We start from the raw sequence: 15114 nt of genomic DNA on the forward strand, positions 1-15114 counted from the left end.
CACGTTCACGCCTCTGCGACCGCCCCGGTCGTTGGGGGCACCGGTTGCAGCACCGTCCAGACGACGATGCCGAGCGCAATGACCGCGAAGCTCGCGGCGAGCAGAAAGGCCCCGCCGGGGAAACCGCGTTCGACCCCCGCTGCCAGCGCCTGCGTCATCAGGAATGGGCTGATTACCGAGGCGACGCTGCTCATGCTGCCGAGGCCCCCTTGAAGCGCGCCTTGCTGCGTCGGTCCGATTCGGCGTGACAGCAGCCCCTTCAATGCGGGCGCGACAAATCCCTGCAACGCCGCAGGCAGCATGATCACGTAAACCTGCCAGCCGACTTGCACGAAGGCGAACGCAAGGAACCCGGTAATTGCGCAGAGCAATCCGACGATGAGCGCGCCGCGATCGCCGATGCGTCCGATTGTCGGCGCAATGACAAAGATCTGAACGATGGCGGTCACCAGACCGACATAGGCCAGGCTCCAGCCCACCGCTCCCGGGCTCCAGTGAAAGCGGATGGTGGCCCAGAACGCCCAGGTGGTCGGATAGACCATATTGGCGAGCATCCACATCACGGTGGCGAGCAGGAGCGGCGCGGCGTTGCCCGTTTTGAACAGCGGCTTGAATGCCCCGACGATATGGGCGTCGCGCCAGCGGAACGGGCGGCGATGCGCGCGCGCCAGCGATTCGGGCATCAGCGCGACCATCACCGCGGCATTGCCAAGCGCGAGCACGGCCGCCGCGATGAAAGGTGCGCGTGGACCAAACCCCGCGAGCACCCCGCCGAGCGCTGGCCCAATGATAAAGCCGATCCCGAACGCCGCGTTCATGTACCCGAAGGCGGCGCTGCGTTTCTCGACCGGAGTCACGTCGGCGATCACCGAACTCGCCGGACCATAGACCGCCCCCGCTGCACCGGCGATCGCGCGTCCCAGGAACAGCCACGCCAGTGTCGGCGCGAGCGCCATCAGCGCATAATCCGCGCCGAACGCCAGCATCGACGCGATCAGCACCGGGCGACGCCCGAACCGGTCGCTCAAAGTGCCGAGCACGGGTCCTGCAAAGAATTGCGCCACCGCGAACGCCACCAGCATATAGCCTGCAATCCGCGTCGCATCGTCGATCCCCACGCGCCCGAGCCGGACGATGAGCGCGGGCAGAACCGGAAGCACGATGCCGAAACCGATCGTATCGATCAGCACGGCGGCCAGCACAATCGGTACGGCGCGATTCTCGAATCGCATCACGTCTCCCCCCAAACCCTTTCGTTGGAGCGAGCGTATTCGTTTGCGGCGGAATGTGCGAGACGGCGGGGATTTGGCCTTTCGCGCAAGCGCGATCTGTGCCATCGCCGGACCATACCCGATCTTCAGTTTTCGCCTTTCAGGAGAGGTTTTATGGCCACCGCGCCCGAACTCGATGTTGCAGCCAACCCGCTGGACAGCTTCCGCGCCGAAGCGCGTGCGTGGATCGCGGCCAATTTCCCGCCGTCGCTGAAAAACAAGGATAGCAGCCTGTCGTCGCTCGAAGGGCCGACCGATCTGTCGGCGGACGAAATCGCGTGGAAGACCGCGATGGGTGACAAGGGCTGGGGCGTGCCGGGCTGGCCGGTCGCGTATGGCGGCGGCGGGCTCGACAAAGCGCAAATTCGCGTGTTGCAGGAAGAGCTTGCGCGTGCCGGTGCCAGCAACCCGATCGGCGGGATGGGCATCATGATGTTCGGCCCGACGCTGCTCGAATATGGTAGCGAAGCGCAAAAGCAGGAGCATATCCTGGCGATCGCCAAGGGCGACGTGCGCTGGTGCCAAGGCTATAGCGAACCCAATGCCGGGTCGGATCTGGCGAATGTGCAAACCTTCGCCGAAGATGCGGGCGACCATTATATCGTCAACGGCCAGAAGACCTGGACGAGTGGCGGGCAATGGGCCGACAAATGCTTTGCTTTGGTGCGCACCGACAAGAGCCAGAAGCATGGCGGCATCAGCTTCCTGCTGATCGACATGACCGCGCCCGGCGTCGAGGTGAAGCCGATCCGGATGATTTCGGGCCAGTCCCCTTTCTGCGAAACCTTCTTCACCAATGTTAAGGTGCCCAAGGAAAATCTCGTCGGGCGCGAAGGGCAGGGCTGGGAAATCGGCACGCGGTTGCTCCAGCATGAGCGCAACAGCCTGTCGGGCGGCGGCGGTGCGTCGCGCTTGTTCGCGGGCAAGCCGATGGGCACGCTCGCCAAGGAATATCGCGGCGCGGACGATAAGGGCCGCGTGCCCGACAGCGATTTGCGGATGCGCATCGTCCGCCATGAAATGGACAGCCGCGCCTTTGCGCTGACGCTGCGCCGCGCCGCGCTCGAGGCGAAGTCGAACCAGGGCCCGTCGGCGGCGACATCGATCATGAAGAATGTCGGCGCGCGCATCACGCAGGACCGGGCGGAACTGTCGATCGAGATCATGGGCATGGCCGGGCTCGGCTGGGAAGGCGAGGGCTTCAGCGAAGACGAACTGACCCAGACCCGTACCTGGCTGTGGGGCAAGGCGGTGTCGATCTATGGCGGATCGACCGAAATCCAGAACAACATCGTGTCGAAGCGCATCCTGGGGATGCTCGATCATCAATAATTGACGTCCCTCTCCCCGCTTGCGGGAGAGGGTGGCCGAGCGAAGCGAGGTCGGGAGAGGGCAGTGCGGAGGGGGAAGTGCTTGTTGCGCTGCCCTCTCCCCGGCCCTCTCCCGCAAGCGGGAGAGGGAGTTTTTACAATGGCCGCACTGAACGACGAACAAACGATGCTGCGCGATATGGTGCGCGAATGGGCTGACAATGAATCGCCCGTGACCGCGTTCCGCAAACTGCGCGCGGCCGCCCCGGTCGAGGGCTATGACCCCGCGGCGTGGCGCGCGCTGTCCGAAATGGGACTGCCCGGCATCGTGATCCCCGAGGCATTCGGCGGCACCGCGTTCGGCTATCTGTCGCTCGGGCTGGTGCTCGAGCAGCTTGGGCGCAACCTTGCCGCCACGCCACTCGCCTCCACCGCGGCGGCGGCGAGCGCGATCGTGCTCGGCGGATCGGACGCGGCCAAGGCCGAATGGCTCCCTAAAATCGCCAGTGGAGCGGTCATTGCCACGCTCGCGATCGACGAAGGCCCGGTGCATGATCCGGCCAAGATCAGCGCGAGCGTCAGCGGCGGTAAGCTCAGCGGCACCAAGGCGTTCGTCGCGGAAGGCGACAGCGCGAGCGTGTTCGTGGTCGCTGCCAGCGATGGATTGTACTTGGTCACCGGCGATACCGGCGTGACGCGCGCGCCGCGCCACATGACCGATTCGCGCAGCCATGCGCAGGTGACGTTCGACGGCGCCCCCGCCGAGCGGCTCGGCGATACCAAGCTCACCGCCCAGGTGATCGACCGCGCGACCGCAATCACTTGCGCGGAAATGCTCGGCATGGCGGAGCAGGCGTTCCACACCACCAACGATTACCTGAAAACGCGCGTCCAGTTCGGGCAGCAATTGTCGACGTTCCAGGCGCTGCAACACCGCATGGCCAAGATGTTCACCGAGCTGGAATTGATGCGTTCGGCGGTTGAAGGCGCGCTCGAGGCGATCGATGCGGGCCGCTCTGATCTCGATCAGGCGGTGAGCCTTGCCAAGGCCGTGGCAAGCGACACGCTCCATCTCGTCAGCCGCGAGATGATCCAGCTCCACGGCGGGATCGGCATGACCGACGAGCATGACGCGGGCTTCTATATCAAGCGCGCGCGGGTGTTGGAGACGATGTGGGGCAATGCCGCTTTCCACCGGGAACGCTTCGCTCAGCTCAACGGCTATTGAACGACCTTCCAATCTCGCCGCATTGCAGCAAGAAATTCAAGGTTTTCGAACAAACGTTCTGGCCGAAACGGGAGTGTTGCCGGGGAGCAACAGGCCTTCCTATTAGCGGAAGGGGACATTGACGCGCGTCACGGAGCGCGGCATTGTCAGAATTCGATAAACCGGTACGGGACGCAGCGACGTTCCCGACCGCTTCGGGGAGAGTGCCGTGCTTAACCGTCTGCTGTATACCTGCGCTGTGTCGGCGCTGGCGCTCGGGATCGCTTCGCCTGCGATCGCGCAAACCGCGCCGGCTGCCACGCCGGCGCCGGCAGCAAGTACCGAAGATTCGAACGACGATATCGTCGTTACCGCGCAGGGTCGTTCGCAGTTGCTCGCCAACGTGCCGCTCGCCGTATCGGCAGTAACCGCGCAGTCGCTCTCGCTGTCCGGCGCGAACGACATTCGCCAGTTGAGCCAGCTCGCACCATCGCTGCTTGTTTCCTCGACCGGCAACGAAGCCAATGGTAGCCCCCGCATTCGCGGTATCGGCACGGTCGGCGACAATCCCGGTCTCGAAAGCTCGGTCGCGGTGTTCATCGACGGCGTCTATCGCTCGCGCGCTGGTATCGGCCTCAACGAACTCGGTGAGATCGACCGGGTCGAAGTCCTGCGCGGTCCGCAAGGTACGCTTGGCGGTCGCAATGCCTCGGCCGGTGTGATCAACATCTTCTCGAAGAAGCCGAGCTTCACCTTTGGTGGCAATGCCGAAGCGACCTATGGCAATTACGACTTCTACCGGCTTGCCGGCGCGATCAACGTGCCACTAACCGAGACGATCGCCGCGCGCGTCGATGCGGTCTACGTCAATCGGAAGGGCTTCTATAACGACACGACCAACAATACCGATGTCAACGACCGCAACCGGTATTTCGTTCGTGGCCAGATCCTGTATCAACCCAGCGCAGATTTCTCGCTCCGGCTGATCGGCGATTACACGCACCGTAACGAAAAATGCTGCGCTGCGACGTATGTCGGCAGCTCGGTCAATCCGTATATCGGCAACCTTAATACGCCAGCGACGCCGTTGCTCCAGCCGGGCGCGTCGCCTCCGCGGGTCAACGATAGCGGTAACAACATCATCAACGTGCTGAACGATCTCGGCCAGCCGCTTGCGGGTTTCAACCAGGGCTATTCGCGCAATATTTCGGTCAGCCCCGGGCGGAGTTTCGCCGGCCTGACCACCGATGCGGGAATCTCGGGAGAGGTCAATTGGAGCCTTGGCGGCGGGATCAATCTGACCTCCATCACCGCCTATCGCAGCTACAAAAACGATCAGGGCGGCGACATCGATTATAGCGCAGTCGACATCCTATATCGCGCCGCCGACGGCGGTTCGTCGCGTCAGTTCAAGACCTTCACGCAAGAGTTGCGGCTGAATGGCGAGGCTTTCAACGGTCATCTCGATTGGCTGGTCGGCGGTTTCTTCGCCAATGAAGACCTGACGGTGCATGACAACCTGAAGTTCGGCACCCAATATGGACGCTTTGCCACCTGCCGCATCATCTCGGGCGGCGGCCTTGCGGCCTTTTATTCGCCGACCAGCCCGGGCTGTTTCGCCCCGAGTGGTGCCGCCACGATCGGCGCGCTAAGCGGGTTGAGTGGGCCTGACGTGCTGGCCGGCTTCACCTTGCTCGATTCGCTCAACAATCTCGGATCAACCAACGATACGTACAAGCAGAACAGCCTGAATTACGCGGCGTTCACGCACAATATCATTCACGTCACCGATACACTCGATGTCACGCTCGGTGGCCGTTACACGCATGAACGCAAGAAGTTCGACGCGACGTTCGGCAACAACAACAACGTCTGCACGCAGCTGCAGGCCCGCCTGACCGACGACATCACCAACCCGCTGACGACGGCCACTGGGCGCGCGCTGGCCGGGTCGTTGGTCGGCCTCGGCTGCCAGGGCAATTCGACTGCCGAATTGAACGGCGTCAGCATCAATTCGCAGCGTAGCGAAAGCCGCTTCAGCGGCACTGCGATCGTATCGTGGAAGCCGATCAACCATCTGCTGGTCTATGCCAGCTATGCGCGCGGTTATAAGGCCGGGGGCTTTAACCTCGATCGTTCGGCCTTGAAGGCACCGATCACGGCGACCGGTACAACGACCTTTGCGGCAGCAGGCGGTGCGCAATCGCTGGCGGCCAATTTGCAATTCGCGCCCGAAACGGTGAACGCCTATGAAGTCGGTGCGAAATACTCGACCGGGCCCTTCTCGCTCAGCCTAGCGGCGTTCCGCCAGCAGTTCAGCAATTTTCAGCTGAATACCTTCAACGGCACCGTCTTCTTGGTGCAGAGCATCAACGGCTGCTCCTCCAGCCTGGCTGGCGGCGATCGCGATACCAACGCAGCAACCGGCGTGTGCCCGGCGGGCGATGTCGGTTATGGTGTGTTGTCGCAAGGCGTCGAGGCCGAGGCATCGCTCGTCCCGATCCGCAACGTCCGCGTCAATCTCGGCTTCACGTATCAGTCGAGCAAATATCGCGACAATCTGGTCGGCAGCGCGAGTGGCGGGGCGCTCGATCCGGCGCTTCGCAAATTGCCGGGAGACAATTTGTCCAACGCGCCGGAAGTGGTTGTGACAAGCTCGTTCGCGTGGACGCCGCGGATCGGTAATAGTGGCCTGTCGGGCTTGTTCTACATCGATAGCCGCCTATCGGGCGACTATAATACCGGGTCTGATCTGTTCCCGCAGAAGGAGCAGGATAGCTTTGCTTTGTTCAACGCGCGTGTCGGTCTGCGCGGCAAGGATGAGCAGTGGGCGATCGAATTCTGGGGCCAGAACATCTTCAACAAGGACTATGCGCAGGTCGCCTTCAACTCGCCGTTCCAGGCGGGTGCGACGTCGGCACCGTTCACCGATCCGCAATATCCCGGCGGCCGTCAGATCTTCTCGCAGTTCCTTGCAGAACCGCGGACGTATGGCGTGACGCTGCGGGGTAAGTTTTAAGCCGTAGCCCGGGAGACGGACCAGCGCCGCTGGCCCGCATCCGGGCAAGGCCGGGCGGCTCGCCGCGTCCGACGACATGGGCTTTGCCCATGTCCGGCCCGACCGATCAAAGGGCGCGTCACCCCGGTGACGCGCCCTTTGCCGTTTCCCCCACGCTCGCGTATCGCATTGCGCATGCCCAAATTCTCCAAGCCCGCCCCCGGCCTGCCGACCCGCGATCAGGTCCTCGCCTTCATCGCAAGTTCGGAAATACCCGCCGGCAAGCGCGAGATCGCCAAGGCGTTCGGGCTGTCGGCGCAAGACAAGATCCTGCTGAAAGCGCTGCTGAAAGACATGGCGGATGAGGGGCTGATCGATTCCGCCCCCGGTCGCGCGTTCCACAAGATGGGCGGGGTACCCAAGGTGACGGTGCTGCGCATCGCCGATGTCGACGATAGCGGCACGGTGTGGGCGGTACCCGAACGCTGGGAGGCGGAAACGCCTGCGCCGCGACTGCGCGTGCGTGAGCGTAAGCGCGGTGCGCTCGGCATCGGCGACCGTGTGCTCGCGCGAACCGAGGAGGCCGGGAATGGCTTGATCGCGCATCCGATGAAGGTGCTGCCCAAGGGCGAGGAATTGGTGCTCGGCGTGCTGCGGCAGGAAGGTGCGACGCTGTGGCTGCAAGGCGTCGAGAAGAAGGAGCGGCGGGAATTTCAGGTGTCCGATGCCGGCGACGCGCAGGTCGGCGATCTGGTGCTGGCCGAGAAGGCCGGTCGCCCGCCGCGCATCACGGTGCGCGTCACGCAAGTGCTCGGCGACCCGTTCGCGCCGCGCAGCTTCTCGCTGATCGCGATCCACAAGCTCGGCATTCCCGACGTGTTTTCAACCGACACGCTGGAGGAAGCGGTGCGTGTCGCCGCACAACCTTTGGGGGCGGGACGCGAAGACCTCCGCCATCTCCCCATCGTCGCGATCGATCCGGCCGATGCGCGCGACCACGATGACGCGGTATGGGCCGCGCCCGATGACGATCCCGCCAACGAAGGCGGGTGGAAGGCGATCGTCGCGATTGCCGACGTGTCCTTCTACGTCCGCCCTGGATCGAGCCTCGATCGCGAAGCGCGGCGGCGCGGCAACAGCGTCTATTTCCCCGACCGCGTCGTGCCGATGCTGCCCGAAAGCCTCTCGGCGGAGATGTGCTCGCTGAAAGAGGGCGTCGATCGCGCGGCGCTCGTCTGTCACCTGCGTATCGGCAAGAATGGCGCGCTGAAGTCGTGGCGCTTCACCCGCGCCGTCGTGCGGATCGCTGCGAACATCGCCTATGAGGATGCGCAGGCGATGATCGACTCTGCTCCCCCTCCCGCTCGCGGGAGGGGGCCGGGGGGTGGGGCTGCGGAGGACACAGGCGGTGCTCTGGATCATGTCGGGCCTGCCCACCCCCCAACCCCCTCCCGCGAGCGGGAGGGGGAGCTTTTGGCCGCCCTCCTGCCGCTCTGGTCCTGCTGGCACGCGCTCTACAAAGCCCGCACCGCCCGCGCCCCGCTCGACCTCGATCTCCCCGAACGCCGCGTCGTGCTCGACGAGAAGGGCCGTATTCTCTCGGTCGCGCCGCGCGAGCGGCTCGATTCGATGCGGCTGATCGAGGATTATATGATCGCCGCCAATGTCGCCGCGGCCAAGGCGCTCGAGGCGAAGAAGGCCCCCGTCATGTACCGCGTCCACGAGCAGCCGAGCCGCGAGAAGCTCGTCGCGCTGAAAGACTATCTCAAGACATTCGGCATCGAATTCGCGTTAGGGCAGGTGGTGCGGCCGAAGACCTTCAACCAGATCCTCGACAAGACGATCGACCGCGACGAGCGTCCGCAGATCATGGAGCAAGTGCTGCGCACGCAGACCCAAGCCTATTATGCGCCCGCCAATATGGGGCATTTCGGGCTCGCGCTGGGCAGCTACGGGCATTTTACCTCGCCGATCCGACGCTATGCCGATCTGCTGGTACACCGCTCGCTCGTTGCGGCGTACGATCTCGGCCCCGGCGGGCTAAGCGAGGGCGAGGCGGCGTCGATGGACAAGATCGGCGAGAGCATCTCGATGCTCGAACGCCGCGCAATGGAGGCGGAGCGCGACACGATCGACCGCTATGTCGCCGCGTTCCTGTCCGAAAAGATCGGCGAAGTGCTCGAAACGCGCATCACCGGCGTCACCAATTTCGGCTTCTTCGCAACCGTCGAGGGCATCGGCGGCGACGGGCTGATGCCGGTGCGCGATTTGGGCGGCGAATATTTCCGCTTCGACGAAGCCAGCCGCACGCTGATCGGCGATCAGTCGGGCATGGTCTATGCAAGCGGCCAGAAACTCCCTTTGCGGCTCGCCGAGGCCAACCCGGTGTCGGGCGCGTTACGCTTCGAAATGGTCGAGGGCAGGGGCGCGCGACCCGACCGCGACGACCGCGGCCCGAAGCGTGTGATCAAGCATCGCGGCCGTCCGGCGAACATCCGGCATCAGGGGAAGAAGCGCTAGCCGGTCTCAGTGGTGGGGCAACGTGATCGCCTCGCCGCCAAGCGCGGTCCGCTCGTTGAGGCGATACTGCGCTTGGGCGCTAAAGCCGAGCGTGTTGAGGGCGTTTGCCTCGATCAGTAGCAGATCGAGATCCTTGCGGAATCGGGTCCGGCCAGCGGCGCACAAAGCGACGACGCGCTCCTCCATGCCATGCGCCTCGCGTATCGCCTCGTGCAGGTCGAGCAGCGAATAATTGGCCGGCAAGCTGTCCGATGGCAGCGTCTGCGCGAAACTCCGGGTGCGCCAATTGGCGACGTCGTAGAGATGCGCGATTCCGCGGCCCAGCCGCTCGTCGCGCAGCGTCTCCAGGAAGACCAGATGCAGCGGGTGGCTGGCCGATCCGATATTCATGTGCTCGAAATCCTGTTCGAGATGACCGCCAGTATTCTGCATCATGTACAGCCGGACGCTGTCCGTGCCGAGCGCCTCCGCAAGATCGACCAACGCCGGCATTTCGTGAAAATTGTCGAGCTGGATCGTGGCGTTGATGTGGAATTCGCGGAAATCTCCGCGCGCGCGCTTGGCCGCGATAAAATGCAGGTTCGGCAGTAACTTGGCCCAGTTGCCGGGTCGGCGAACCGTGGCATAGACCCAAGGCGTGCACGAATCGATTGAGACGTTGACGGTCGGCTGATACCTTTCGAGCCCCGGATATTGCGCCCAGCGGCCTTCATTCATCAGCAGGGCATTGGTGTGCAGATCGAGCCGTGCATCGAGATGATGGTCCGACATGTAGCGCAGGATCGACCGGTAATGCGGGCTCGACCACGGATCGCCCTGACCCGAGACTGAGATCAGGACCTCGCCCTCGGCATTGAGCAGCGGGCCGAACACGTCGCGTTCGATGATCTCGAAGCGCCGCTCCTGATCCGCGTCGGCAACCTCGATGCCGCCGCGGCACGACGGGCACGCCAAGTTGCACGTCACGTCGTGCGCCAGGAACAACCAGCGCGGGCCCTTGGCAAGATCGGTGACGGTGTCGTCGATGATCGTGCGCAGATCGGGGTCGGTGATCGCGTCGCGCTTCGGAAGCACGTCGTCGATGATGAAGCTGCACCGCTGCTTGTTGCAATAGCGATAGCTGCCGTCGAGGATACTCGCGCGCATCGCTTGCGCGGCTTCGCTGTTCCAGATTTGCGCGAAGCTCTGACCGTCGAGATGGCCGAGCCGCTGCTGCGTCCAGATCGAGCAGCATGGCGCGACGGCACCGTCCATCAGCGTCTCGAACTTGACGAAGGGCGAGTCGCAGAAGCGGTCCGACAGATCGGCCGACGGGCCGGGCTGGCCGTGGCGCTGCACGAAGAAAAGCGCACCCGCGACTTGCGGACAAGAGGCGTGCTGCACCGCGAGCCGATCGAGGACGCCAAGACCGGCGTCGCGTTCGCCGCCAAGCGCGCGGAGGATGCCGAGCAGCACGGTCAGCGATTTGCGAACGGTGCCGGTCTGTCGATCGAGCAAACTCCCGGCAAGCGCGCGAAGGTCTGCGCTTTCCTGATCGGTAATGGCGCTCAGAAGCTGCCAGATGTCGGGGTGATCCAAGCCGTCTTCGAGCTGCGCGACGACACTCTGCAAGGTTGCCAGATAGTCAGTGCCCGGGTCGGCGATCGGGTCGCCTTGCTGAGTATCGCCGGATTGGTCGTGCTGGTGGTGCCCTGCGAAATCCATGACGGCCCGTTCTATGGTCTGCGTTACCTCCAATTATAGGGGATTGCCGGCCAGAACCGGCTGATGTCGGTCGTTGCGGGCGCAGGTTTTCACCCGCGTTACGCAAACAAGGCGAGCAAATTGCCGATGTTATGGAGCACGATCGGGATGAGCACACTTCCTGTCCTTAGCCGCAGCCACACCGCAATGAGCGCGGGCAGCGCGGTCAACGCCATGGTCAGCGGATCGAACGAGAAACTGCCATGCGCATAGCCGAAGGCGTGGGCGAGTCCGAACAGCGCGGACGAGAGAAGGGCACCCCAGCCCCAGTCGACCCCGAGAAAACGCCATCGCGCAAGAAACGCCCGGTCGAGCGCGAGCAGCAGGATACCGCGATAAAAGGCTTCTTCCTCGATCCCCGGCATCGTCAGTTGGAACGCGACGGTTTCGGTCGTTGGCGGATCGTTCGGCAGGATGTACGCCAAGCCGGCGAAGAACAGGCAGTAGAGCAAGGCGACCGGCAGGCAACGCGGCAGGCTGCCCTGAGCCTGGCGAATGGTCAGTCCCGAGCGTCGCCACCCGAAGGCGGGAAGGGCGGCGATCACGAGCGTGGCGGCGAGCGCTAGGATCTTGCCTTGCCAATTCCACGCCGAGGCGGGGAGCAGTTCGGGCAGCGCACCATAGCCCCGCGTCAGCATCACATCGTTTATGATGACCAGGCCAACCGCCGCGAACAGCCATTTCGCCGAAAATTGGTCGCGACGCGCAAGACCCAAGCCGCCGCCGACTAAAAGCAGCAGCGTGACGACGCCTGCAATCCCGATGATGCCGTTCATGGCCCCATTCGTCCAAACGATAAACCGCGGCTCACGCAACGCGCCGTTACGGGAGCGTATTGGCTTGAATCGGCGCCGTCAAATTGCGCTCAGCCCGCCCGGAACGTAAGCCCAGCGCGCGCCTGCAAGCGGTCCGCCAGCACTTCCCCCATCAGCGCGCCCGGCGTCCAGATGCCACCTTCGCCCGCGACATCCTCGACCAGACACAAAGCCGTCTCGGCGATCATCTTGCTGGTCGAGCCATAGCCCGGATCGCGGTCGCCGGTGACGACGCAATCGATCCGCTCTCCGCCCGGACCTTCGCCGATGAACAGCAGATCGTAGAAGCCGGCGTCGCGCTCTTCCTTGGAGGGGCCTTCGCCGGGTTTGGGGCCCTTGTCGCTGGAGAGTGGGTTCATCTTGGCGATCGCCTCGGCGGCGGCCTTGCCCATCTCGCCCAGGCCCGGCGCGACCATCATCTCGTCATAAACGAAGTCCGCGCCATAGCCCGCGCTTCCCAGCAGGAAATTGGTGCGGTGGACGTTCTTGGTGTTGATCGGCGCCATGATGAAGGGCGCGACCCACGCCTCGATCGTGCGGTCATATTCTGGCAGCAGGCCCTTGGGCTGGCTCGGCCCGGTAAAGCCGGGGGCCAGCGCGAACGGGTTGATCAGCAGGCCGAGCAGCGACGGATGCTTCGCCGCCGCCGCGAGCGTCGCCTTCAGGCTGGCCGCGGTGCCGCCGGAGAAGCCGCCCTGCATCTTTCGGACACGCCCCTTCACGCGCGGCATGGCGTGGCCGAATTTGGCCTTGGCCGCGTCCTGCAGCGTCAACACACCGAGATCGAACGGGATCGAATCGAAGCCGCAACTGAACACGATCCGCGCACCCGATGCCTTTGCGGTTTCGTGGTGTGCGTCGATCATCTGGCGCATCCAGGCGGGCTCGCCGCACAGATCGACATAGGCCGTGCCGGTCTCGGCGCAGGCGGCGACGAGATCGCTGCCGTAAAGCTGGTACGGGCCGACGGTGGAGATCACGACCTGCGTGCGTTGGCACATCGATCGGAGCGAGGCGGGGTCGTCCGAATTGGCAGTGACGAGCGGCGTATTGGCGGGCGCGCCGATCAGGTCGCGCACTTCCTCGAGCTTGGCGAGTGAACGCCCCGCCATCGCCCAGCGCTTCGCGCCGGTCTGCGTGAGATACTCGGCGACGAGCCGCCCGGTGAAGCCGGTCGCGCCATATACGATGATGTCGAAGTCGCGCATGTTACTGCTCCCCTCCCGCTTGCGGGAGGGGCTGGGGGTGGGCCTCTCTCTTCGCGCGGATCGTCAGCATCATGCCCACCCCTAACCCCTCCCGCAAGCGGGAGGGGGAATTAAGCCGCTTCGCTGAACTGCAAGCTCGCCAGCCGCGCATAGAGGCCGTTCTGGTCGACCAACGTCCCGTGCGACCCGCTTTCCACAATCCGTCCGTCATTCATCACGATGATGCGGCGCGCGGCGCGAACGGTGGCGAGGCGGTGCGCGATGACGAGCGTGGTGCGGGTCGACATCAGGCGTTCGAGCGCTTGTTGGACCAGCCGCTCGCTCTCGGCGTCGAGCGCGCTGGTCGCCTCGTCGAGCAGCAGGATCGGCGCGTCGCGCAGCAGCGCGCGGGCGATTGCCACGCGCTGACGCTGCCCGCCCGACAGCCGTGCGCCGCCTTCGCCGAGATAGGTATCGAGCCCCTCGGGCAGCTTGCGCAGGAATTCCGCGGCATTGGCTGCTTCGGCTGCCACCCACAATTCGTCGTCATGCGCGTCCCACCGGCCATAGCGGAGGTTGTCGCGCGCCGACGCGCCGAAGATCACCGTTTCCTGCGGCACCATTGCGATGCGCGCGCGGACTTCGGCCGGGTCGGCTTCGCGGAGGTCGACGCCATCGATCAGCACGCGGCCAGCATCGGGATCGTAGAAACGCTGGATCAACTGGAACAGCGTGGTCTTGCCCGCCCCCGACGGCCCGACGATCGCGACCGTCTCTCCTGGCGCGACCGCGAGCGAGAAATCGTGCAGCGCGGCGACATCGCGGCGCGTGGGGTAGCGAAATTCGACATGTTCGAACGCAAGCGTGCCGCGGGCCGGAACGGGCAGCGTGATCGGCTTGGCGGGCGCGCGGATTTCGGGTTCTTCGTTGAGCAGTTCGGCCAGCCGTTCGGCTGCGCCCGATGCGCGCAGCAAATCGCCATAGACTTCGGTCAGCGCGGTGAATGCGCCGGTCACGAGGCCCGCCGTGAAGATGAACGCGGTCAGCGATCCCGCCGACAACCGCCCGGCCGCGACATCGGCGAAGGTCGACCACATCAGCAACGTCACCGCGCCGAACAGCAAGCCGATGACCAGCGCGGTCATGATCGCACGGATCGTGATGCGGCGCTTGGCGGCGGCGAAGCTATTGTCGACCGCCTTGGCGAAGCGCTCGGCCTCGCGGCGTTCCTGTCCGAACGCCTGGACGATCTTCATCGCGCCGAACGTCTCGACCGCCATCGATCCGATATCGGCGATCCGGTCCTGGCTCGAGCGCGAATACTTCCGCACGCGGCGGCCGAGCAGGACGATCGGCAGCACGACGATCGGGATGCCGATGATCAGCATGATCGCGAGCTTGGGCGCGAGCGCGAAGAGCGAGATGATCCCGCCGATCCCGGTCAGCGTATTGCGCAGCGCGACCGAAACGGTGGTGCCGACCGCGACCTCGATCTGCGCGGTGTCCGACGTCAGGCGCGAGGCGACTTCGGACGGGCGGTTCTCCTCGAACCAGCGCGGCGCGAGCGTCAGGAGATTGGCCTGCACCGCCATCCGCACATCGGCGACGGTGCGTTCGCCCAGCCAGGAGACGAAATAGAAGCGCAGCGCCGTCGCGATCGCCAGCACCCCGACGACCGCGAACAGGCCGTAGAAGATCGTGTCGATATGGTGCGCATCGGTCGAGCCATGGGTGAAGCCTTGGTCGATGACCGACTTGATGCTCCACGGAATATACAGCGTCGCCGCCGATGTGGTCAGCAATGCGGCGAGGGCGATCAGCAATTGCGCGGGATAATGCGAGGCGAAGCGCCAGATCATCACCAGGCTGCTGAGTTTGCGCTTCTCGGGCGGCGCGGGCGTGGGCGTTGCTTCGATCGGGAAGGCGGGTTCTATATCGGCCATGCTGTTCGCCTAGCAGGACGCGGGGCCGGCCTCAATCCGCATCGCCGAAAGGATGGTAAACGATCATTGCCGTTTACCGCAGTGCGGCATAAGCTCACTATAACGTAACGATTGCCTTCT

General features: G+C 64.4%; 9 protein-coding genes. 4 read left to right on the forward strand and 5 right to left on the reverse strand.

Annotated elements, in window-relative coordinates; genetic code table 11:
• Positions 1–5: 5 nt before the first annotated feature.
• Positions 6–1232 (reverse strand): MFS transporter, encoded by a 1227-nt coding sequence (locus IEV62_RS12330; RefSeq protein WP_188447899.1) that lies wholly within the window; start codon positions 1230–1232, stop codon positions 6–8.
• 153 nt (positions 1233–1385) lie between these two features.
• Here IEV62_RS12330 and IEV62_RS12335 point away from each other — a divergent pair, with 153 nt between their 5' ends.
• The 4 genes from IEV62_RS12335 to IEV62_RS12350 all read left to right on the forward strand — a co-directional run bounded on the left by IEV62_RS12335 (position 1386) and on the right by IEV62_RS12350 (position 9306).
• Complete coding sequence (locus IEV62_RS12335) at positions 1386–2603, forward strand: acyl-CoA dehydrogenase family protein (protein WP_188447901.1); 1218 nt, start codon at positions 1386–1388, stop codon at positions 2601–2603.
• Positions 2604–2741: 138 nt separating this feature from the next.
• Entirely contained in the window at positions 2742–3809 is a 1068-nt protein-coding gene (locus IEV62_RS12340) for an acyl-CoA dehydrogenase family protein (RefSeq protein ID WP_188447903.1), read from the forward strand.
• Between the two features lie 208 nt (positions 3810–4017).
• A complete protein-coding gene (locus IEV62_RS12345) occupies positions 4018–6807 on the forward strand; it encodes a TonB-dependent receptor (protein WP_229733091.1) in 2790 nt (929 codons plus the stop codon).
• Positions 6808–6981: 174 nt separating this feature from the next.
• Positions 6982–9306 (forward strand): ribonuclease R family protein, encoded by a 2325-nt coding sequence (locus IEV62_RS12350; RefSeq protein WP_188447905.1) that lies wholly within the window; start codon positions 6982–6984, stop codon positions 9304–9306.
• A 6-nt stretch (positions 9307–9312) separates the two neighbouring features.
• Here the strand turns inward: IEV62_RS12350 and IEV62_RS12355 are convergent, their stop codons facing one another.
• The 4 genes from IEV62_RS12355 to IEV62_RS12370 form a co-directional block, all read right to left on the reverse strand.
• Entirely contained in the window at positions 9313–11010 is a 1698-nt protein-coding gene (locus IEV62_RS12355) for an SPASM domain-containing protein (protein ID WP_188447906.1), read from the reverse strand.
• A 98-nt stretch (positions 11011–11108) separates the two neighbouring features.
• Positions 11109–11825 (reverse strand): CPBP family intramembrane glutamic endopeptidase, BDIM_20840 family, encoded by a 717-nt coding sequence (locus IEV62_RS12360; protein WP_188447908.1) that lies wholly within the window; start codon positions 11823–11825, stop codon positions 11109–11111.
• A gap of 89 nt (positions 11826–11914) precedes the next feature.
• A complete protein-coding gene (locus tag IEV62_RS12365) occupies positions 11915–13072 on the reverse strand; it encodes a saccharopine dehydrogenase family protein (RefSeq protein WP_188447910.1) in 1158 nt (385 codons plus the stop codon).
• A gap of 110 nt (positions 13073–13182) precedes the next feature.
• Complete coding sequence (locus IEV62_RS12370) at positions 13183–14994, reverse strand: ABC transporter transmembrane domain-containing protein (protein WP_188447912.1); 1812 nt, start codon at positions 14992–14994, stop codon at positions 13183–13185.
• Between the last annotated feature and the right edge of the window lie 120 nt (positions 14995–15114).

The organism is Sphingomonas psychrolutea, from assembly GCF_014636175.1.
Lineage (GTDB): Bacteria > Pseudomonadota > Alphaproteobacteria > Sphingomonadales > Sphingomonadaceae > Sphingomonas > Sphingomonas psychrolutea.

Bases quoted from the DNA above. Each gene is read 5' to 3' on its own strand.
- IEV62_RS12340 (WP_188447903.1), top strand. From the start codon at position 2,742: ATGGCCGCACTGAACGACGAACAAACGATGCTGCGCGATATGGTGCGC.
- IEV62_RS12350 (WP_188447905.1), top strand. From the start codon at position 6,982: ATGCCCAAATTCTCCAAGCCCGCCCCCGGCCTGCCGACCCGCGATCAG.
- IEV62_RS12365 (WP_188447910.1), bottom strand. From the start codon at position 13,072: ATGCGCGACTTCGACATCATCGTATATGGCGCGACCGGCTTCACCGGG.
- IEV62_RS12355 (WP_188447906.1), bottom strand. From the start codon at position 11,010: ATGGATTTCGCAGGGCACCACCAGCACGACCAATCCGGCGATACTCAG.
- IEV62_RS12370 (WP_188447912.1), bottom strand. From the start codon at position 14,994: ATGGCCGATATAGAACCCGCCTTCCCGATCGAAGCAACGCCCACGCCC.
- IEV62_RS12335 (WP_188447901.1), top strand. From the start codon at position 1,386: ATGGCCACCGCGCCCGAACTCGATGTTGCAGCCAACCCGCTGGACAGC.
- IEV62_RS12330 (WP_188447899.1), bottom strand. From the start codon at position 1,232: ATGCGATTCGAGAATCGCGCCGTACCGATTGTGCTGGCCGCCGTGCTG.
- IEV62_RS12360 (WP_188447908.1), bottom strand. From the start codon at position 11,825: ATGAACGGCATCATCGGGATTGCAGGCGTCGTCACGCTGCTGCTTTTA.